We start from the raw sequence: 20,704 nt of genomic DNA, 5'->3' as shown, positions 1-20,704 counted from the left end.
CGCAGCGGCCTCGAAGCGGTTCAACCACTTGTAGCCCGTCTTGGGGCTGATGCCGAACTGGCGGCACAGCGCACGCACATTGGCGCCGTCCTGGCGAGCCAGGTGCACGAATTCTTGACGCAGGGACACGGTGCTCTTCTCCGTCCAGACCATGGGCTTCTTCCGGGGGCTTCAACACCCGAAAGCGTTACCCATGTCCTGGCACACCCGTTACCCATGTCCCCGGTCTATACACGGCGCCAGAAGAAAGTCACCAAAGAAGAGGCGCTGAATCCGCACTCCAGCGGCCTGACGGGCTTGGCAATGGATCGCGCCCAGACGCGACCCGCTGCGCTCTCGCTGCTGTCCTTGTGACGAGCGCCATAGCTTGCCTCTTCACGCCGCCTAACGCGCGGCTGCACGCCGTGCTCGCCAGGGATACCGCGTCGCTGGGGCGACGCCATGGGCGTTGAGCGGGGCGGCGTTGGGAATCGTGGCGCTCACCCCTACGTGCGAAGCTGCAACGAGCCGTCGAGCTATCGCGTCGCCCGAGCGACGCTGTCTTCGGTATTCCTCGTGAGCACGGCGTGCAGCCGCGCGTTAGGCGGCCCGCTGTGGCGATGGATGGTGCTGATGACAAGGACAGCAGCGAGAGCGCAGCGGGTCGCGTCTGCCCACTCACCGAGCGGCTGTTGCACGGCGCAGCTCGTGCACGTGGTACTCGTGTGCGGTTCAGGGCCTCTTCTTTGGTGACTTTCTTCTGGCCCCGCAGAAGAAAGTTACCCGGCCGCCGGGACGGACTCCCGGCAATGCAGCGAGCAGCAAGGACATCCGCAAAAGCGAGCAGTTGGCGGCAGTGTGGACGGCGACACCCAATGGGGTATCAGCGGCTGCGCCATGAATGGCAAGCCCCCCGCCTACACATCCTTTCCACCAGCACAGTGACATTCATCGCATCACAGCCCACAACCGCGGGTGCCACATGAAGATCGTCATTTACACCATCCTTGGCAGCATCCTTGCAGCGGCCATCACCGGCGGCGCATTCGCTCAAGCAGCCACGCCCTCTTCGCCACCGGCTTCAGCAGCCGTGCCAATGACTGCGGCCTCCAAACAAGTCCCGACGCGCAACGCCGCCATCACGGCAGCCGAGAACGCCAAGGAGCCGGGCAACCAGCGGCCCGAGGAACGGGTGATTCCGCAGATCCGAATACCGCTCAAGTCCAGAAGAAACGCCGCTGCGGCAACCACCCCATCAGTGCCGACAGGCAATGTGCTCGGTGGTGTGGACGACGGCGCGGCGCGGTGCATGGCCGCTGGCAACGCAACAGACAAGGCAGCCTGCGAGCGCGGTTTGGCGGCGTCCGCGCCCGTGAAGTCGCAGCGCTGAACCTGCAGGAGAAACCAAGATGCCCATTCGCAGCCTTCTATCTTCCGTGCTGATCGGCGCCGTCGCAAGCGCGCGCTCGATGACGCCCATGGCTTCCATCGCATTGGCCCGCCTTGCAGGCCGCCGCACACCGGGGCAACTCTTCCTGCTGGACCGGCCGCTGTTCAAGTTCGGCGCCATGGCCATGGGCGTCGGAGAACTGTTGGGCGACAAGATGAAGACGGCCCCCGACCGCACCGTTGCACTGGGTCTCGCGGCGCGCGTGGCGAGCGCCGGCATCGCTGGCGCAGCGCTGGCGCCGCACGGCAAGGAGCGAGCCGGCGCAACCGTTGCGGTCGCTACCGCCGTGCCGCTCGCCTACGCCACTCTCGCGGCACGCAAGCAGGCCATGGCCCGCATCGGCCAGACCCGCAGCGGCCTGATCGAAGACGCTCTCGTCGTTGCCGCTGGTCTGGCCATCGTGGCCTTGGCGATGAATCGGACGCGCCAATAGAAAGCGGGGGTGGCCGTTTCCGGCCACCCCCGCCCTGGCTCAAGCCGCCAACGCCGCACGCGCCGGCACTTCGGCGTAATGGCTCAGCTGCATCGTGAACTGTGCCCGCCCCGAGCTGAGCGCGCGCAACTGCCCGATGTAGCCAAACATCCGCTCCAGCGGCACATGGGCCGTCACGACGACTGCGTTGCCGCGTGCGTCCTGGCCCTGCACCTGGCCGCGCCGGCGCAGCAGGTCGCCAATGACGTCGCCCAGCGACTCGGCCGGCGTGATGACCTCGACGGTCATCAGCGGCTCCAGCACGGCGGGCGACGCCTTCTGGACTGCCTCGCGCAGCGCCGCCGCCGCCGCCAGCTCGAAGGCCAGCGCCGACGAGTCGCGTACGTGGTGGCTGCCGTCCAGCAGCACGGCCTCGAAGTCCACCAGCGGATAGCCCGCGAACGGGCCGGCTTGCGCCGCCTTGCGAATGCCCGCCTCCACAGCCGGGACGAACTCGCGCGGGATCGCGCCGCCCATCACCTGGCTGTCAAAGCGGAAGCCGTCACCACGCGGCAGCGGCGCGATGCGCAGCGTCAGCTCGGCAAACTGGCCGGGGCCGCCGCTCTGCTTCTTGTGCACATGGCGCACCTCGGCCGCAGCCGTGATGGTCTCGCGGTAGGCGACCTGCGGGCGGCCCGTGGCCACGTCCACGCCAAAGCGTGAGCGCAGCTTCTCCACGGCCACTTCCAGCTGTAGCTCGCCCATGCCGGACAGCAGCGTCTGGCCCGAGTCGGCGTCCTGCCGCAGGCGCAGCGACGGGTCTTCACGGACGAGCACGCCCAGGCCCTTCGCGAGGGCTGCGGCGTCGGCCTGCTTGCGCGGCTCGATGGCGACGTCGATGACGGCTTCGGGCACGGCGATGCTTTCCAGCACGGCCGCGTCCTTGGCAGACGCCAGCGTGTGGCCGGTCAGCACGTCCTTCAGGCCCACGACGCCCGCGATGTCGCCCGCGACGAGTTCGTCGCGTTCAACTCGCTGGTCCGCGTGGATCTCGTACAGCCGCGACACGCGCTCGGGCCTGCCGGTGCTGGCGTTGAAGACCGTGTCGCCGCGCTTGAGCCGGCCGCTGTAGACGCGCACGAACACCATCGCGCCGTGGTCGTCGGCGGTCAGCTTGAAGGCGAGGGCAGACAGCGGCCCGTGTGTGTCCGCCACACCAGGCGCTTCACCGGGTGCAGGCAGGTAGGCCACGACGGCATCCAGCAAGGGCTCCACGCCGCGGTTGCGGAAGGCCGAGCCGGCCAGCACGGGCACGAAGGCGCCCGCGATGGTGCCGCGGCGCAGCGCCGCACGCACGTCGTCAACAGGCAGCTCGGCGCCGCGCAGCCAGGCGTCCAGCAGCGCGTCGTCCTGTTCGGCAGCGGCTTCCAGCAGGCGCGCATGCGCGGCCTCGGCAGCAGGCAGCAGTTCGGGCGGGATGGCGGCCACACGTGGCGGCGCCGACGCGTCGTCACGGTCCCATATCAAGGCCTGCATCGTCAGCAGGTCCACCACGCCACGGAACTCGCCTTCCGCGCCGACTGGCAGCTGCAGCGGCAACGCGCGCACGCCCAGGCGGTCCTGCAGGGACGCGACGACGCGCTGGAAGTCCGCCCCAATGCGGTCCAGCTTGTTGACGAAGGCGATGCGCGGCACGCGGTACTCGTCCGCGAGGCGCCAGTTGGTCTCGGTCTGGGGTTCCACGCCAGCCACGCCGTCGAAGACGACGACGGCACCGTCCAGCACGCGCAGCGAGCGGCGCACCTCGAGGTTGAAGTCGATGTGTCCGGGCGTGTCGATCAGGTTGATCTGCGTGCCCTGCCAGTGCACGGTCGTGGCGGCGCTGTGGATGGTGATGCCGCGTGCGCGTTCCTGGGGGTCGAAGTCCATCGTCGTGGCGCCGTTGTGCACTTCGCCGATGCGATGGTTCTCGCCCGTGTAGAACAGGATGCGTTCGGTGGTCGTGGTCTTGCCCGCGTCGACGTGGGCGATGACGCCGATGTTGCGCAGGTTGCGGAAGTTGGATTTCGAGTTCATGGCGATTCCTGAATGAGTGAGGGGCCAGCCCCTCAGACGGAATCGCCGAGGGAACTAGCGCAAAGGCAGGACGCCGAAGCGCGCGTGCGACAGGCAGAGCCGAGCCGCGCTCCGGCGCTCGGGAATCGTGGCGATCAGCTTGTCGAAGGTGCGGGTGCGCATGGTGGCTCGAGAAAAACAAAACCCCGGGAGGTACGAGCCTGCCGGGGTTTGTTTGAACCGGAAGGCGTGGCGCCTTCCGAACACGGTCGAAGGGCGTCTCAGGTGCTGAGGCGGGCTTGGGTCGTGTGGTTGATCTTCATGATGGGTGCGATTGTCTGTCGGCCTGAACAGGCCCGGGGCTTGTGGGGGAATTTGGTGGTGTGCGCACCGGTTTCAATGCCGCCCCATGTCGATCCGTCACGGAGGTGACTTCGCTGGCGGCCAGTAGGCGCGGAGGTAGTTGAGGGTGGCGTGGTCGGTGAGATCGGCTGGCAACGCGATGAGGTTCTTGGGAGGAAAGGTGAGGGTGGTCGGCAGGAGGTTCGCGATCTTGTCGAGGTCGAGCGGCAGGTGGGGCTCGTTGTCGCCGGTGGGGTCCTTTGTCACGCGTCCCTGTCGATCGATGTAGGCCGGAGAGTCGACGTGTTGATATTCAAGTGAGCCGACCTTCGTGGGCGGAATGCGGGTGACCACGTCGATGCAATCCACCAGGCGGGTGCAAGTGATCCCGGCCGTGTTGAAAGACTCGACAAAGGCCGGGTCACCGACGCGCGGTGATCCAAGCGTCACCAGGCGCGTCTTGTTCGGTCGACGGGCGCGAACAGCGATCAGCGTTGCGATGGCGGCGCCAAGGCTGTGGCCAGTGATCAGGAGGTCTGACTTGGGGTGGCGCTTGAGGAACTCTTCAATTTCGGGCCAGATTGCGGAGGCGGCGCGCGCAAAGCCGTGATGCAGCAGGCCTTCCCAGCCGGCGGCCTTGACCTGCAAGAACTGGCCATCAAGCAGCAGGTCCTTCAGGGTGTTTGCCTCTGAGCCTCGGAACGCCAGCAGAACGCCCCCATCCTTGCTCACGGCGGCAAAGGCCTGCGTGTCGGTCGGGTTGGCAAAAAGCCTGATGCTCGGATGAACGGCCTGCGCGACCTCGTTCACCTTGCTCTGGACGATCTCGGCTGCCTTGAAGACCGTGCCCAAGACATTCTTGGCGAGGTCGGCGACAGGGGCTGCTGCCTTGAGCACGCTTGGCAGCTTGAACGGCCCGTCCGGCACCGTCAGGGCATCAGCGTCAAGCACCGGCGCTTCGAAATAGGCGAACTCGATGAAGCCCAGGTGGCGCAGCGAGTCTTCCAGTGGCCTTCGCGCTTCTTCTCCACCCTCGAACCGAAAGTAGGCGAGGCGCGCCGCTTCGATGGCGAGTGCCATTTCATCGGGCTTCGCGTCCGGCGCGAAAACCGGAGGAGTCTTCTCGGGGAAGAAGAGGTCGATCGGCGAATGGGTGTAGTCGTCGCTCATGGCGCGAGGTTCTAACGCGCTCGGACCCGCTCGGCATCCTTCCAACTGACGACCTGGTTGAAAGCCTGAAACCAGGCATGCGGGGCGTGAGGGCGGGCCTGAAGTCATGGGGGGCGGGCTGGCGATACCCACCGAGCGCGTAACCCTAAACCTCAAGCGCCACTTCGCAAATATCCGGCAAGTCCTTATTTATGAAAGATATTTCCTGAGCGGCTGTGTATTTCAACAGTCGGCTCTAAGTGCTTGATTCCATTGAAAAAACTTGTGCGCAATCTTGACCCGGGGGTTCCTGAGCCTTAAAGTGGGGAGAAGTGTTCTTTCGTGGTGAAAAGTGTCGGAAATCGTCTTTCAGGGAGCCTCCAACTTGGCGCTAGACGCCAAGGGGCGCCTGGGCGTCCCGACGCGACACCGTGAGGTGCTGCAGCTGCTCTGCCAGGGGCGGCTGACCGTCACCAAGCACCCCGACGGCTGCCTGATGCTGTTCCCGCGGCCGACGTGGGAGGGCTTTCGCGACAAGGTGGCCGCGTTGCCGATGGCGGCGGCGGGCTGGAAGCGCGTCTTCCTGGGCAACGCGATGGACGTCGAGATCGACTCGGCGGCGCGCGTGCTGATCTCGCCCGAGCTGCGCCGCAGTGCCGGCCTCAAGAACGACGTGATGCTGCTGGGCATGGGCAGCCACTTCGAGCTGTGGGACGCCGAGGCCCACGCCGCCCACGAGGCCGAGGTGATGGCCGGGCCGCTGCCGGACGCGCTCAAGGATTTCAGCTTCTGATGGGCGCTGACGTGACAGAACCCGCCGAGTTCCGCCACACGACCGTGCTGCTGGATGAGGCGGTGGACGGTGTGCTGGCGCGGCCGGACGGCGTTTACGTGGACGGCACCTTCGGCCGCGGCGGCCATTCGCGTGCGCTGCTGGCCAAGCTGGCGCCGGAGGGCCGGTTGATTGGCATCGACCGCGACCCCGAGGCGATTGCGGCGGCGGCGGCCATCACCGACCCGCGCTTCTCCATCGTCCACGCCGGCTTTGCCGACATGCTGGAGGAGTTGGCGGACATCGGTGTTCATCAGGTGGATGGTGTGCTGCTGGACCTGGGTGTGTCCAGCCCGCAGATCGACAACCCGGAGCGGGGCTTCAGCTTTCGCTTCATCGGGCCGCTGGACATGCGCATGGACACGACGCGCGGCCAGAGCGCGGCCGATTTCCTTGCGCGGGCCGAAGAGCGCGAGATTGCACGGGTCATCAAGGACTATGGCGAAGAACGGTTTGCTTCACACATTGCAAAGGCGCTTGTTGCTCGCCGAGAAACCGGTACGCCGATCACGCGCACCGACGAGCTGCGCGAACTCGTGGCTCGCTCGGTCAAGACCCGCGAGCCCGGCCAGGACCCGGCCACGCGCACCTTTCAAGCTCTTCGGATTCATGTCAACGGCGAGCTGGAACAGCTTGATCAAGGGCTGAAATCCGCGCTGCGCTTGCTGGCCCCCGGTGGGCGCCTGTCGATCATCAGCTTCCACTCGCTGGAAGACCGGCGCGTGAAGCAGTTCATCGCGGCGCACAGCAAGGCCGAGTTCGACCGCCGCGCGCCGTTTGCGCCGCCGCCGGAGCTGGCGCTGGTGGCCCTGGGCCGTGTCAAGCCGAGCGAGACCGAGGTGAGGGCCAACCCGCGCTCGCGCTCCGCCGTGCTGCGCGTTGCCGAGCGCACGGACGCCCCGCTGAAATGATGCCCCTCGTCCAAAGCGCACTTTGGCCGGTCCCCCGAGGGGACGGCGATGCTTGCCGGCTTGACCGGCAAGCACATCGCCATGGCGTGCCGGCTTGGGAGCGGCCCGGCGCTCGGCCCGCGAATACCGGATGCAAGGCCTGATCCCGTGGCCAAGCTCAACCTCGCGCTCATCCTCGCGGTGCTGGCCAGCGGCCTGGCGCTGGTGCACAACGCCTACGAGTCGCGCCGCCTGTTCGCCGAGCGCGACCGCACCAAGGCCGAAGGCCAGCGCCTGGCGGCCGATGCCGAGCGCCTGAAGGCCGAACGCCATGCGCAGGCCACCAACCTGCGTGTCGAGCAGGTCGCCCGCGAGCGCCTGGGCATGCGGCTGATCTCGCCGGCCGTCGTCGCGTCGGGGGTGGCGCCGTGATGGGTTCCGGCAAGGCCCACAAGTCCGGCGCCCGCGCGCTCGGCTCGGGCCGTGGCGTCAGCTATTCGACCAGCCCGCTGCTGGCCTCCAAGACGCCGCCGTGGCGCTCGCGCTTTCTCGTCGGTCTCGTCGGCCTGGCCTTTGCCGGCCTGCTGGGCCGCGCCATCTACGTGCAGGTGCTGCACAGTGACTTCTTCCAGAAGCAGGGCGAGGCCCGCTACGCGCACACGCTGGAGTTGCCGGCCAGCCGGGGCCGCATCAACGACCGCGCCGGCCAGACGCTGGCGGCCAGCGTGGCGGTGCCGTCCATCTGGGCCATCCCGAAGGAAGTGGATGCCGATACGGACAAGCGCCGGGAACTGGCCAAGGCGCTGGGCCTGTCGAACAAGGAGCTGGAGGCCAAGCTCAACCCCGAGGCGCGCTTCGTCTGGCTGAAGCGCCTGTCCGACGACGACACAGCCACGCGCGTGAAGGCGCTCGGGCTCAAGGGCGTGTTCCAGGACCGCGAGTACCGTCGCAAGTACCCCGAGGGCGAGGCGGCGGCGCATGTCGTCGGCTTCACGAACGTGGAAGACCGCGGCCAGGAGGGCATCGAGCTGGCCTTCCAGAAGGAGCTGCAAGGCCGCGACGGCTCGCGCTCCGTCGTGCGTGATCGCCTGGGCCGCGTCGTCGAGGACATCGGCGACGTCGTGCCGGCGGCCAATGGCCAGGACATCGACCTGTCGGTCGACTCGAAGGTGCAGTTCTTCGCCTACCAGCGCATCCGTGACGCGGTGGCGGCCAACAAGGCCAAGGCCGGCTCCGTCGTCGTGCTGGACGTGCAGAGCGGCGAGGTGCTGGCGCTGGCCAACTTCCCGAGCTACGACCCGGGCAACCGCCAGAACCTGTCCGGCGAGCAGCTGCGCAACCGCGCACTGACCGACGTCTTCGAGCCCGGCTCGACGATGAAGCCCTTCATCGCCGGCCTGTCGATGGAAACCGGCCGCAGCACGCCGGAGACCATGGTCGACACCGGCAACGGCAAGTACGCCTTCCAGGGCGCCGTCATCACCGACACCAAGGCGCACGGCGTCATCCCGGTGCGCGAGGTCATCAAGTTCTCCAGCAACATCGGCGCCACCAAGCTCGCCATGCAGATGCAGCCGCGCGAGATGCACGAGATGTTCACGGCCATCGGCCTGGGTCAGCGGCCGCAGATCAGCTTCCCCGGCGCCATCAGCGGCAAGTTGCGGCCCTACAAGACCTGGCGGCCCATCGAGCAGGCGACGATGAGCTACGGCTACGGGCTGTCGGCGTCGCTGTTCCAGCTGGCGCGGGCCTACACGGTGTTCGCGCGCGACGGCGAGATCGTGCCCGTGAGCATGCTGCGCCAGCCGCATGACCAACCGGTGGCGGGCATCCGCGTCTTTTCGCCCAAGGTCACGCAGGATCTGCGCCTGATGCTGCAGGCCGCCGCCGGCCCCGGCGGCACGGCGCCCGACGCGCAGGTGCCGGGCTACAGCGTGGGCGGCAAGAGCGGCACCGCGCACAAGCAGGAAGGCCGCGGCTATGCGGCCCACAAATACCGCTCCTGGTTCGTCGGCATTGCGCCGATCAGCAACCCGCGCATCGTCGTCGCGGTGATGGTCGACGAGCCGACCGCCGGCGTCTATTACGGCGGCAAGGTCGCCGGCCCGGTGTTCAGCCAGGTCACCGCGCAGACGCTGCGCCTGCTGGGTGTGGCGCCCGACCTGGATGTGAAGAGCCAGATCGTCGCGAATCAAAAGGCCACGGCCGTGGAAGAGAGCTTCTGATGTTGACGCGCCTGAAATCCCCGGAAGCCGCCGCCCGCTGGCTCGCCGAATGGTGCACCGGCACGCTGCGCACCGACAGCCGCCAGGTCCAGCCCGGCGACGCCTTCATCGCCTGGCCCGGCTATGCGCGCGATGGCCGTGAGTACGTGGCCGCCGCGCTGGCCGCCGGTGCCGCCACCTGCCTGGTGGAGGACGGCGACGTCGAGCGCTTCGGCTTTGTCGACGCGCGCGTGGCCTCGCTGCCCGGCCTCAAGGCGCGCACCGGCGAGATCGCCGCCGCCTTCTTCGGCAAGCCCACCGACACGCTGGACGTCATCGCCATCACCGGCACCAACGGCAAGACCTCGTCGGCCTGGTGGATCGCCCAGGCCCTGGCCGGCTTGAACAAGCGCTGCGGCGTCGTCGGCACGCTGGGCATCGGCGAGCCGCCCAAGCTGGACTACAACGGCTTGACCACGCCCGACCCCGTGCTGTTGCAGGCCGCGTTCGCCCGCATGCGCGACCAAGACTTCGCGGCCTGCGCCATCGAGGCCAGCAGCATCGGCATCGTCGAAGGCCGGCTCTCCGGTACTGCCATCCGCGTGGCCGTGTTCACCAACTTCACGCAGGACCACCTCGACTACCACGGCGACATGGACGCCTACTGGGTGGCCAAGCGGGCGCTGTTCGGCTTCCCCGGCCTGCGCGCGGCGGTCATCAACCTGGACGATGCCAAGGGCGATGCGCTCGCGGCGGAATTGGCGGCGCTGGACGTGTGGACCACCGGCGTCGAGCGTCTGGATGCGCGGCTGACGGCGCGCGACCTGCACTACACCGGCGAGGGCCTGGCCTTCACGCTGCACGAGGGTGGCGAGTCCATTGCCTTGCAGACCAGCCTGATCGGCGACTACAACGCTGCCAACCTGCTCGGCGTGGCCGGCGCGCTGCGGGCGCAAGGCCATGCATTGGCCGACGTGGCGCGCGTGCTGGCCCGCGTGACGCCGGTGCCCGGCCGCATGCAGCGCGTCGGCAACGGCCGCGAGCTGCCGCAGGTCGTCATCGACTACGCCCACACGCCGGACGCGCTGGACAAGGCGCTGTCGGCGCTGCAGGGCCTGGCCAAGGCGCGTGGCGGCGAGCTGATCTGCGTGTTCGGCTGCGGCGGCGACCGCGACCGCGGCAAGCGCCCGCAGATGGGCAGCATCGCCGCACGCCTGGCGGCCCATGTCGTCGTCACGACGGACAACCCGCGCACCGAGGTGCCGGCGCAGATCCTGGCAGACATCACGGCCGGGGCGCCCGCGGCAATAGTCATCGAGGCGCGCGAGGAAGCCATACGCGCGGCCATCACACAGGCCGGCGCGCGCGACATCGTGCTGGTCGCCGGCAAGGGCCACGAGGACTACCAGGAGGTGAACGGCGTGCGCCGGCCGTTCTCCGACGTGGCCGAAGCGCGTGCGGCGCTGCTTGAGAGGGCCGGTCTGTGACGTTCATGACCTTGGCCGAAGCGCAGGCACTGCTGCCCGGCTCCACGCTGGTGGGCGACGGCACGACCGGCTTTGCCCGCGTGCACAGCGACACGCGCACGCTGCGCGCGGGCGACCTGTTCGTCGCGCTGCGCGGCGAGCGCTTTGATGCGAACGACTTTCTGGCGCAGGCCAAGGCCTCGGGCGCCGTTGCGGCGCTGGCCGAGCGCGGCCTGGCGGAAGCCGGCCTGCCGGGCCTGCTGGTGCCCGATGCGAAAGCGGCCCTCGGCCAGCTCGCCGCAGCGTGGCGACGTCAGCAGCAACTGCCCGTCATTGCCGTCACCGGCAGCAACGGCAAGACGACGACGACGCAGATGATCGCGAGCATCCTGCGCGCCTGGGTGGCGGATGGCGCGCTGGCCACCGAGGGCAACTACAACAACGACATCGGCGTGCCGCTGACGCTGCTGCGCCTGCGCCACGACGACGAGGTGAGCCACCGCGCCGCCGTCGTCGAGCTGGGCATGAACCACCCCGGCGAGATCGCACCACTGGCGGCGATGACGCAGCCGACGGTGGCCCTCGTCAACAACGCGCAGCGCGAGCACCAGGAATTCATGGCCACCGTCGAGGCCGTGGCGCGCGAGAACGGCGCCGTGCTGGAGGCGCTGAGCCTGAGCGGCTGCGCCGTCTTCCCTGCCGAGGACGCCTGCGCGCCGATCTGGTTCGAGATGGCCGGTGCCCGCCCGCATCTGACCTTCGCGCTGCATGGCGAGGCCGATGTGACCGGTGAAGCGCAGTGGCAGGGCGACGCGCAGCACTGGGCGCTGGAGTTGCACACGCCGGCCGGCACGGTGCCGGTGGCGCTGCAGATGGCCGGGGAGCACAACGTGCGCAACGCGCTGGCCGCCGCGGCGTCTGCGCTCGCGGCCGGCGCGCCGCTGTCCGCCATCCAGCAGGGCCTGGAGAGTTTTCGCGCCGTCAAGGGCCGCAGCGAACTCAAGCGCGACGCGCAGGGCCGCACCCTCGTCGACGACAGCTACAACGCCAACCCCGACAGCGTGCGCGCCGCCATCGACGTGCTGGCTGGCCTGCCCGGCGAGGGCTGGCTCATCCTGGGCGACATGGGCGAGGTCGGCAACGACGGCCCGGCCTTCCACCGCGAAGTGGGCGCCTACGCGGCCGAGCGCGGCATCGCCCACTTCTGGACGGCCGGCGCGGCCGCCCGCGACGCGGCGGCGGCCTATGGCCCTCGCGCCCGCGCCTTCGACAGCACGGCCGCGCTCATCGCGGCCCTCGACGAACAACCCGGCGCCGCAGCCCAGACCCTGGTCAAGGGCTCGCGCTTCATGAAGATGGAACAAGTGGTCGCCGCACTGCAAACCACCCAACCCACCGGAGACATGCATGCTGCTTAGCCTCGCCCAGTGGCTGCAGGGTCTCTACCCCGACCTGGGGTTCCTGCGCGTCTTCCAGTACATCACCTTCCGCGCGGTGATGGCGGCCATGACGGCGCTGCTGATTGGCCTGGCCTTCGGGCCCTGGGTCATCCGCAGCCTGACGGCGATGAAGATCGGCCAGCCCATCCGCGCCTACGGCGTGCAGCAGCACCTGGCCAAGAGCGGCACGCCGACCATGGGTGGCGTGCTCATCCTGATCGGCATCGGCGTGTCGACGCTGCTGTGGTTCGACTGGAGCAACCGCTTCGTCTGGGTCGTCATGCTGGTCACCATGGGCTTTGGCGCCGTGGGCTGGGTGGACGACTGGCGCAAGGTCGTTGACAAGAACCCCGAGGGCATGCGCAGCCGCGAAAAGTTCTTGTGGCAGTCGCTGATCGGCCTGTTCGCCGCGCTCTACCTGGCGTTCGGCGTGTCGGAGACCAGTTTCCTGGGGGTCGTGCAGCTGTTCTTCCGCTGGGTGTCCAGCGGCTTCTCGACCGAGCTGCCGCCCAAGGCCGACCTGCTCATCCCGTTCTTCAAGACCATCAGCATGCCGCTGGGCGTGTGGGGCTTCGTGGCCCTGGCCTATTTCGTCATGGTGGGCACCAGCAACGCGGTGAACTTCACCGACGGCTTGGACGGCCTGGCCATCATGCCGGTGGTGCTGGTGGGCTCGGCGCTGGGCCTGTTCGCCTATCTGACCGGCTCGTCGGTGTTCTCCAAATACCTGCTGCTGCCCTACATCCCAGGTGCCGGCGAACTGCTGATCTTCTGCGCGGCGATGGCCGGCGCAGGCCTGGCCTTCCTGTGGTTCAACGCCCACCCGGCGCAGGTCTTCATGGGCGACGTCGGCGCGTTGGCGCTGGGCGGCGGCCTGGGCACCATCGCCGTCATCACGCGCCAGGAGATCGTGCTCGGCATCATGGGCGGCATCTTCGTGGCCGAAGTGCTGAGCGTGATGCTGCAGGTGAGCTGGTTCAAGTTCACGAAGAAGCGCTTCGGCACGGGCCGGCGCATCTTCAAGATGGCGCCGCTGCATCACCACTTCGAGAAGAGCGGCTGGAACGAGACGCAGGTCGTCATCCGTTTCTGGATCATCACCATGCTGCTGTGCCTGGTCGGCCTGGCGAGCTTGAAGCTCCGGTAGTCGCATGAAGCTGAGCCTGCCGCAACTCGTCGATCAGCGCGTGCTGGTGCTGGGCCTGGGTGACTCCGGCCTGGCCATGGCGCGCTGGTGCGCGAGCTTCGGCGCGCAGGTCACGGTGTGGGACTCGCGCGCGCAGCCGCCGCAGTTGACCGCGTTGGGCGACACGGCAGCCTTCATCACCGGTGAGCTGACGGCCGACATTGCTGCCAGCTTCAACGCGGTGCTGAAGAGTCCGGGCCTGTCGCCGCTGGACGCGCGCCTGGCCGCCGTCTATTCGGACGGCCCGGCCGTGCGCGGCGAGCTGGACCTGTTCGCCGACGCACTGGCCGCGCTCAAGGCCCAGCATGGCTACACGCCCGCCGTGCTCGCCATCACCGGCACCAACGGCAAGACGACGACGACCTGCATGACCGGCCTGCTCGTCGAGCGCGCCGGCAAGCGCGTGGCCATCGCCGGCAACATCGGCCCGACGCTGCTGGACACGCTGACCGAGGCGCTGACCAGGGAGCCTGATCCGGTGCCGGTCGAGACGCCGGCCGAAGTGATCGCGGCGGAGATCGAAGACGCGCCCGTCGAAGAAGTCGTGGAAGCCGAATCGGTGCTGCCCGACGAGGAAACACCGCTGCCCATCAACCCACCGCCGCCACGCGGCCCGGTGTTCGAGACGCTGCCCGAGGTCTGGGTGCTGGAGTTGTCGAGCTTCCAGCTGGAAGGTGTCAACAACTTCGAGCCGACCGCCGGTGCCGTCCTGAATTTGACGCAGGACCACCTCGACTGGCATGGCGACATGGCCGCCTACGGCCGCGCCAAGGCGCGCATCTTCGGCCGTGAGTCGGTGATCGTCGCCAACCGTGACGACGCCGACGTCGAAGCCCTTGTGCCCGCGCCGGTGTTCGTCAAGGGCAGCCGCGGCAAGCCCGGCCGCACCGTGTCGCGCCAGGTCGTGCGCTTTGGCCTGAACGCGCCCCAGGCACCGGGTGACTTCGGTCTTGTCGACGAAGGCGGCCTGACCTGGCTGGTGCGCGCCCTGGAGCTGGACCCGACCATCAAGCGCAAGAAGAGCGACGACGCAGAGCCGCTCATCATCCAGCGCCTCATGCCTGCCGACGCGCTGCGCGTGCGCGGCCGCCACAACGCCGCCAACGGGCTGGCCGCGCTGGCGCTCGCCTGCGCCGCCGGCTGCGAGCTGGCGCCCATGCTGCACGCGCTGCGCGAGTACCGCGGCGAGCCGCATCGCGTGGAGCCCGTCGGCAGCATCGACGGCGTCGAGTTCTACGACGACAGCAAAGGCACCAATGTCGGCGCCACCGTTGCAGCCATCTCGGGCCTGGGGGCTGACCGCGCGCCGGCCAAGCTGGTGCTCATCCTTGGCGGCGACGGCAAGGGCCAGGACTTCGCGCCGCTGGCCGCAGGCGTGCAGCGCCATGCCCGCGCCGTCGCGCTGATCGGCCGGGACGCGCCGCAGATCGAGGCCGCGCTGGCCGCCACCGGCGTGCCGCTGCAGCACCACGCGACGCTGGAAGCCGCCACCGCCTGGTGCCTGGCGCAAGCCCAAAGCGGCGACAGCGTGCTGCTGTCCCCGGCCTGCGCCAGCCTGGACATGTTCCGCAACTACGCCCACCGCGCCGAGGTTTTCGTCGCCACGGTGCAGCAGCTGGCCGACGAGCGCGGGGTGGCGCTGTGATCGCCACGTTTACCCAACGCCTGCAAGGCCTGTGGAAGCGCGGCGACGACGAGTCCGGCGGCCCGGTGCCGGTGCGCGACTGGGTCTCCACCTCCGCCGGCCGGCCGACGCAGCTGCAGGGCTTTGACATCACCCTCGTCTGGGTCGTTCTGGCGCTGATGGCCCTGGGTCTGCTGATGGTCTATTCGGCCTCCATCGCGATGCCGGACAACCCGCGCTTTTCGCGCTACCTGCCCACGCACTTCCTGACGCGCCACCTGGTCGCCATCGGCTTTGCGCTGGTTGCGGGCTTGGTCACGGTGCAGATCCCCGTCGCGCTGTGGGAGCGCTATGCGCCCTGGGTCTTCGTCGTGGCGCTGTTGCTGCTGGTGGGCGTGCTCGTCCCGGGAATCGGCAAGGTCGTCTACGGCGCGCGGCGCTGGATCCCCCTGGGCGTCATGAACTTCCAGCCCAGCGAACTGGCCAAGTTCGGCATCGCGCTGTACGCGGCCAACTACATGATGCGCAAGATGGACGCGCGGGAGAACTTCTTCCAGGCCGTCACGCCCATGGCCATCTCGCTGGCCTTCGTCGGCCTGCTGCTGCTGGCCGAGCCGGACATGGGCGCCTTCATGGTCATCGCCTGCATCGCGATGGGCATCTTGTTCCTGGGCGGCGTCAACGGCCGCATGTTCCTGCTCATCACGCTGGTGCTGGTGGGCGCCTTCGTGCTGATGATCAGCTTCAGCGAGTTCCGCCGCGAGCGCATCTTTGCCTACCTTGACCCGTGGAACGAGAAGTACGCCCAGGGCAAGTCCTACCAGCTGATTCACAGCCTGATCGCCTTCGGCCGCGGCGAGTGGTTCGGCCAGGGCCTGGGCAGCAGCGTCGAGAAGCTGCACTACCTGCCCGAGGCCCACACCGACTTCCTGCTCGCCGTCATTGGCGAGGAACTTGGCTTTGCCGGAGTTGCCTTGGTCATCCTCGCCTTCTTCTGGCTGACGCGCCGCTGCTTCCTCATCGGCCGCCAGGCCATCGCGCTGGACCGCGTGTTCGCCGGGCTTTACGCGCAAGGCATCGGCCTGTGGATGGGCGGCCAGGCCTTCATCAACATGGGCGTGAACCTGGGCACGCTGCCGACCAAGGGCCTGACGCTGCCGTTGATGAGCTTTGGTGGGTCGGCGATCTTGATGAACTGTGTGGCGTTGGCGGTGGTCTTGAGGATTGATCTGGAAAACAGACAACTCATGCGCGGAGGCCGCGCATGAGCGACTGGATGCAAAGCAGCCAGGCGGCGACGCGCGATACGCGCGGCGGTGGTCTGTTTCGGCGCAGGCTCATGTCGCGCAGCGACGTGAAGCGGACGCAGTCCGCGGGCCGCAGCCAGAATCGGCAAATGATGAGAGGGGGGCGTTCATGACACGCCACCTCGTCGTCATGGCCGCCGGCACGGGCGGCCACGTCATTCCCGGTCTGGCCGTCGCTGAAGAAATGCAGCGGCGCGGCTGGACCGTGTCCTGGATCGGCACGCCGCACGGCATGGAGAACCGCCTCGTCCCGGCGCGCGGCATCGAGCTGGACGCGCTGCCGTTCGCCGGCCTGCGCGGCAAGGGCTTGAAGCACACGTTGCGTGGCATCGTCGGCTTCTTCAAGTCGCTGGGCGCCGCTCGCCGCGTTTACGCCGAGCGCCAGGCAACAGCCGTGCTGGGTATGGGCGGCTATGTCTGCGTTCCCGCCGGCCTGACGGCGGCGCTGACCGGCCGCCCGCTGATGCTCGTCAACGCCGACGCCGCGATGTTGAAGAGCAACCTCGCGCTGAAGCCTTTCGCGCGCCGCATCGCCTTCGGCTTCGACGGCGCGGCCGCAGCCTCGACGCGCGGCGCCGTCGTCAGCGGCAACCCGGTGCGCGCGGAGATCGAGGCGCTTCCCCTGCCCGCCGAGCGCATGGCCGATCGCATCGGCCCCTTGCGCCTGCTCGTGTTGGGCGGCTCGCTCGGCGCGCGCGCGCTGAACCAGGCCCTGCCCGAAGCTCTGGCGCTGTGGCCCGAAGATCAGCGCCCGCAGGTGCTGCACCAGTCCGGTCAGGACCATCTCGGCGCCGTCTGGCAGGCCTACACCGACGCCGGCTTGACGGCCGAAGTGCGCCCCTTCATCGACGACATGGCCGCTGCACTCGCCTGGGCCGATGTCGTCGTCTGCCGCGCCGGTGCCATCACCGTCAGCGAACTCTGCGCGGCCGGTTGCGCGGCGGTGCTGGTGCCGCTGGTGGTCAGTACCACCTCGCACCAGCGCGACAACGCCATCTTCATGACCCAGCATGGCGCGGCCATTCACCTGCCGCAGACGGAGCTGACGCCGGCCAAGCTGCACCAACTGTTGAGCGGCCTGGACCGCGGCGCGCTGCTCGCCATGGGCGAGAAGGCCCGCGCGCTGGCCCGGCCCCGCGCCGCGGCGCGCGTCGCCGACGAAATCGAAGGGATGTTGAAGTGAAGCACGCCGTACAGAGACTGCACTTTGTCGGCATCGGCGGCGCCGGCATGAGCGGTATTGCCGAGATCCTGCACAACCTGGGTTTCACGGTCAGCGGCTCGGACGCGACCGAGAGCGCCACGACTGAGCGCCTGCGTGCACTGGGCCTGCGTGTCGAGATCGGCCACTCGGCCCCCAACATTGGTGACGCCCAGGCGCTGGTCACCAGCACGGCCGTCGCGGCCGACAACCCCGAGGTCATGGCGGCCCGCGCGCGCCAGGTGCCCGTCGTGCCGCGCGCCGTCATGCTGGCCGAGCTGATGCGCCTGCGCCGCGGCATCGCCATCGCCGGCACGCATGGCAAGACGACGACGACCTCGCTCGTCACCGCCATCCTCGTCGAGGCCGGGCTGGACCCGACCTTCGTCATCGGCGGCAAGCTCAATGCGGCGGGCGCCAACTCGCGCCTGGGCAAGGGCGAGTTCATCGTCGTCGAGGCCGACGAGAGCGACGCCTCCTTCCTGAAGCTCAGCCCCGTGCTGTCCGTCGTCACCAACATCGACGAAGACCACATGGACACCTACGGCCATTCGGTCGAGCGTCTGCATGCAGCCTTTGTCGAGTTCCTGCACCGCATGCCCTTCTACGGCGCGGCCATCGTCTGCGCAGACGACCCCGGCGTGCAGGCCGTCCTCGGCCGCATCGAGCGGCCGGTCGTCAGCTACGGCCTGTCGGCCGGCGTCAGCGTGCGCGCGGTCAATGTGCAGGCGCTGGCCGGCGCGCAGATGCGCTTCACCTGCCAGCGCGAGGGCGCCGAAGACTTCGACGTTCTGCTCAACCTGGCCGGCGAGCACAACGTGCGCAATGCGTTGGCGGCCATCGCCATCGCCACCGAGCTGGACTGCGCGGACGCCGACATCCAGAAGGCGCTGGCCGGCTTCTCCGGCGTGGGCCGCCGCTTCGAGAAGCACGGCACTTGGCCGGCCGGCGATGGCGGCCGCTTCGATCTGGTCGACGACTACGGCCACCATCCGGTCGAGATGGCCGCCGTGCTGGCCGCGGCGCGCGGCGCCTATCCGGGCCGCCGCCTCGTGCTGGCCTTCCAGCCGCATCGCTACACACGCACGCGGGACTGCTTTGCAGAGTTCGTACGCGTGATGGGCGGCGCCGATGTCGTGTTGCTGACCGAGGTGTATTCGGCGGGCGAAGCGCCCATCGAAGGCGCCACAGGCACGGCGCTCGCCGAAGCCGCCGGCACGCCCAACTTCGTGGCGACGGTCGCCGACATGCCCGCCGCGCTTGCGGCATTGACGCGCGACGGCGACGTCGTCATCGGCATGGGCGCGGGCTCGATGAGCAGCCTGCCCGGTCGTGTCGCCCAGCATTTCCAAGGAGGCGCAGCATGACCTCTCCCATCGATCTGAACATCGACGCAAAGTCGCTCGGCAAGGTGGCCGTGCTGCTTGGCGGCCACAGCGCCGAGCGGCCGGTGTCGCTGATGAGCGGCAATGGCGTGCTCGCCGCGCTCAAGTCCATCGGCGTCGACGCCCACGCCTTCGACCCCGCCGAGCGCCCGTTGCAAGCCCTCAAGGACGAAGGGTTTGAGCGCGCCTTCATCGCGCTGCACGGCCGGGGCGGCGAAGACGGCACCATCCAGGGCGCCCTCGAATGGCTGGGCACCCCCTACACCGGCTCCGGCGTGACCGCCTCCGGTGTGGCGATGGACAAGACCATGACCAAGCGGATCTGGGACAACGAGGGCCTGGCCACGCCGCAATACCTGGCCCTGTCCCGCGCTGAGCTGACGCGCGAGCGCATCCGCCAGATCCCCGACACGCTGGGCCTGCCGGTCGTCGTCAAACCACCGCACGAAGGCAGCAGCATCGGCATCACCAAGGCGGCCGGCTATTCGGACATGCAGGGCGCCGTCGAGCTGGCGCTGGGCTTTGACGACGAGTTGCTGTTCGAGCAGTGCATCGAAGGCCCCGAGCTGACCTGCGCCGTGCTGGGCGAAGGCGAGGGCGCCGTCGCGCTGCCGGTCATCGAGATCCGTGCCGAGGCCGGCAACTACGACTTCGCCAACAAGTACGAGACCGACACGACGCAATACCTGTTCGGCTCGCTGCCGGCTGCGCTCGAAGCCGACATCCGGCAGCTCGTGCTGCACGCCTACCGCCTGCTGGGCTGCCGCGGCTGGGGCCGCGCCGACCTGATGCTGCGCAAGTCCGACATGACCCCCTTCCTGCTGGAGATGAACACCAGCCCGGGCATGACCTCGCACTCGCTGGTGCCCAAGGCCGCGCAGGCCGTGGGTGTCGACTACCCGCATCTGTGCCTGTGGCTGCTGTCGCAGGCTCGCCTTGATCGCGCTTGAATTCATGAACTCCGCCGCCGCCACCGCTGCGCTGCCGCCCGACATCCGCCTGATGAATGCGGTGTCGGCGCTGCTCGTCGCGGCCTTGCTGGTAACGGCGGCGTGGGCGGCCATCCGCTGGGTGGTGCGGCTGCCGGTGTTCAACTTCCGCGCCATCCAGGTCGAGGGCGACGTCAGCCGCAACAGCGTCGCCTCGCTGCGCGCCAATGCGCTGCCGCGCCTGCACGGCTCCTTCCTCGGCATGAACCTGAAAGACGGCCGCGCCGCTTTCGAGGCCGTGCCCTGGGTGCGCCACGCGCAACTGCAGCGCGTCTGGCCGATGCGGCTCAAGGTCCACCTCGAAGAGCACCGCGCCGCCGCCTACTGGGAGGCGCGCACCGACGGCGCCGACTCCGCCACCGAGGCCACGGCCGAGCGCGCGCTGGTCAACAGCTTCGGCGAAGTCTTCCAGGCCAACCTCGGCGATGTCGAGGACGAAACCCTGCCCGTCCTCGCCGGCCCCGCTCACGCAGCCGGCCCCATGTTGCAGATGTGGCGGGCGCTGTCACCGGCCGCCGAGAAGCTTGGCGAAAGCATCGACCGCCTGGATCTGTCCGGCCGCGGCTCCTGGCGCGCCACCTTTGGCAGCGGCGCCGTCGTCGAACTGGGCCGCGGCAGCGAGCCGGAAGTCGCCGCCCGTTTCGGCCAGTTCGCCCGCTCCATCACGCAGGTCACGGCGACCTATCACAGCCCTCTGCTGTCGGCCGACCTGCGCCACGCCGACGGCTACGCGGTCAAGCTGCGTGGTGTGACGACACAAACACCGGGTAAACCCGTAATTAGAAAGCGCTGAG

The 20,704-nt window shown here is 68.7% G+C and carries 18 protein-coding genes; 15 read left to right on the top strand and 3 right to left on the bottom strand.

Going from position 1 to position 20,704, the window contains the following annotated elements; translation table 11 throughout:
* On the bottom strand, positions 1-153 hold a 153-nt coding region (locus tag ACXRVZ_RS11710; RefSeq protein ID WP_458232430.1), incomplete at its 3' end, for a helix-turn-helix domain-containing protein.
* An 808-nt stretch (positions 154-961) separates the two neighbouring features.
* Here ACXRVZ_RS11710 and ACXRVZ_RS11705 point away from each other — a divergent pair.
* Both ACXRVZ_RS11705 and ACXRVZ_RS11700 read left to right on the top strand, forming a co-directional pair.
* On the top strand, positions 962-1,369 hold the full coding sequence (locus ACXRVZ_RS11705) for a hypothetical protein (RefSeq protein WP_457422721.1): 408 nt from the start codon (positions 962-964) through the stop codon (positions 1,367-1,369).
* A gap of 19 nt (positions 1,370-1,388) precedes the next feature.
* Positions 1,389-1,862 (top strand): hypothetical protein, encoded by a 474-nt coding sequence (locus tag ACXRVZ_RS11700; protein WP_457422723.1) that lies wholly within the window; start codon positions 1,389-1,391, stop codon positions 1,860-1,862.
* A 39-nt stretch (positions 1,863-1,901) separates the two neighbouring features.
* Here ACXRVZ_RS11700 and fusA read toward each other — a convergent pair whose 3' ends face one another.
* Together fusA and ACXRVZ_RS11690 are read right to left on the bottom strand one after the other, a co-directional pair.
* Positions 1,902-3,917 carry an elongation factor G gene (gene fusA / locus ACXRVZ_RS11695; protein WP_457422725.1) on the bottom strand — a complete coding sequence of 672 codons (2,016 nt, stop codon included), beginning with the start codon at positions 3,915-3,917 and terminating at the stop codon, positions 1,902-1,904.
* A 399-nt stretch (positions 3,918-4,316) separates the two neighbouring features.
* Positions 4,317-5,408, bottom strand: coding sequence for a lipase family protein (locus ACXRVZ_RS11690; protein ID WP_457422727.1), 1,092 nt, complete (start codon positions 5,406-5,408; stop codon positions 4,317-4,319).
* Positions 5,409-5,748: 340 nt separating this feature from the next.
* On the opposite strand from ACXRVZ_RS11690, the gene ACXRVZ_RS11685 reads away from it, so the two are divergent.
* The 13 genes from ACXRVZ_RS11685 to ACXRVZ_RS11625 all read left to right on the top strand — a co-directional run bounded on the left by ACXRVZ_RS11685 (position 5,749) and on the right by ACXRVZ_RS11625 (position 20,703).
* Positions 5,749-6,180 (top strand): division/cell wall cluster transcriptional repressor MraZ, encoded by a 432-nt coding sequence (locus tag ACXRVZ_RS11685; RefSeq protein WP_457422896.1) that lies wholly within the window; start codon positions 5,749-5,751, stop codon positions 6,178-6,180.
* A gap of 11 nt (positions 6,181-6,191) precedes the next feature.
* Positions 6,192-7,130 carry a 16S rRNA (cytosine(1402)-N(4))-methyltransferase RsmH gene (rsmH, locus tag ACXRVZ_RS11680; RefSeq protein WP_457422729.1) on the top strand — a complete coding sequence of 313 codons (939 nt, stop codon included), beginning with the start codon at positions 6,192-6,194 and terminating at the stop codon, positions 7,128-7,130.
* A 147-nt stretch (positions 7,131-7,277) separates the two neighbouring features.
* Positions 7,278-7,541 (top strand): cell division protein FtsL, encoded by a 264-nt coding sequence (ftsL, locus tag ACXRVZ_RS11675; protein ID WP_457422731.1) that lies wholly within the window; start codon positions 7,278-7,280, stop codon positions 7,539-7,541.
* A complete protein-coding gene (locus ACXRVZ_RS11670) occupies positions 7,541-9,334 on the top strand; it encodes a peptidoglycan D,D-transpeptidase FtsI family protein (RefSeq protein ID WP_457422733.1) in 1,794 nt (597 codons plus the stop codon). Before ftsL ends, ACXRVZ_RS11670 begins: the two co-directional genes overlap by 1 nt.
* Positions 9,334-10,800, top strand: a complete 1,467-nt coding sequence (locus tag ACXRVZ_RS11665; RefSeq protein ID WP_457422735.1) for a UDP-N-acetylmuramoyl-L-alanyl-D-glutamate--2,6-diaminopimelate ligase — start codon at positions 9,334-9,336, stop codon at positions 10,798-10,800. Before ACXRVZ_RS11670 ends, ACXRVZ_RS11665 begins: the two co-directional genes overlap by 1 nt.
* A gap of 5 nt (positions 10,801-10,805) precedes the next feature.
* The gene (locus ACXRVZ_RS11660) at positions 10,806-12,197 is read left to right on the top strand and encodes a UDP-N-acetylmuramoyl-tripeptide--D-alanyl-D-alanine ligase (protein ID WP_457422737.1); all 1,392 of its coding nucleotides are present in this window, start codon (positions 10,806-10,808) and stop codon (positions 12,195-12,197) included.
* Positions 12,187-13,365, top strand: coding sequence for a phospho-N-acetylmuramoyl-pentapeptide-transferase (mraY, locus tag ACXRVZ_RS11655; protein ID WP_457422739.1), 1,179 nt, complete (start codon positions 12,187-12,189; stop codon positions 13,363-13,365). The genes ACXRVZ_RS11660 and mraY overlap by 11 nt, the downstream gene beginning before the upstream one ends.
* A gap of 4 nt (positions 13,366-13,369) precedes the next feature.
* On the top strand, positions 13,370-15,049 hold the full coding sequence (murD, locus tag ACXRVZ_RS11650) for a UDP-N-acetylmuramoyl-L-alanine--D-glutamate ligase (protein WP_457422741.1): 1,680 nt from the start codon (positions 13,370-13,372) through the stop codon (positions 15,047-15,049).
* A complete protein-coding gene (gene ftsW / locus ACXRVZ_RS11645) occupies positions 15,046-16,296 on the top strand; it encodes a putative lipid II flippase FtsW (RefSeq protein ID WP_457422743.1) in 1,251 nt (416 codons plus the stop codon). Before murD ends, ftsW begins: the two co-directional genes overlap by 4 nt.
* 148 nt (positions 16,297-16,444) lie before the next feature.
* Positions 16,445-17,518, top strand: a complete 1,074-nt coding sequence (murG, locus tag ACXRVZ_RS11640) for an undecaprenyldiphospho-muramoylpentapeptide beta-N-acetylglucosaminyltransferase (RefSeq protein WP_457422745.1) — start codon at positions 16,445-16,447, stop codon at positions 17,516-17,518.
* Positions 17,515-18,903: a UDP-N-acetylmuramate--L-alanine ligase gene (gene murC, locus ACXRVZ_RS11635; protein ID WP_457422747.1), complete on the top strand. Its 1,389-nt coding sequence runs from the start codon at positions 17,515-17,517 to the stop codon at positions 18,901-18,903. The genes murG and murC overlap by 4 nt, the downstream gene beginning before the upstream one ends.
* The gene (locus ACXRVZ_RS11630) at positions 18,900-19,871 is read left to right on the top strand and encodes a D-alanine--D-alanine ligase (protein ID WP_457422749.1); all 972 of its coding nucleotides are present in this window, start codon (positions 18,900-18,902) and stop codon (positions 19,869-19,871) included. The genes murC and ACXRVZ_RS11630 overlap by 4 nt, the downstream gene beginning before the upstream one ends.
* Positions 19,872-19,875: 4 nt before the next feature.
* Positions 19,876-20,703: a cell division protein FtsQ/DivIB gene (locus tag ACXRVZ_RS11625; protein WP_457422751.1), complete on the top strand. Its 828-nt coding sequence runs from the start codon at positions 19,876-19,878 to the stop codon at positions 20,701-20,703.
* The last annotated feature ends 1 nt before the right edge of the window (position 20,704 follow it).

The organism is Roseateles sp. P5_E8 (genome assembly GCF_054177665.1).
The sequence above is the reverse complement of the archived record's forward strand: the minus strand, read 5'-3'. Positions and strand labels throughout refer to the sequence as shown.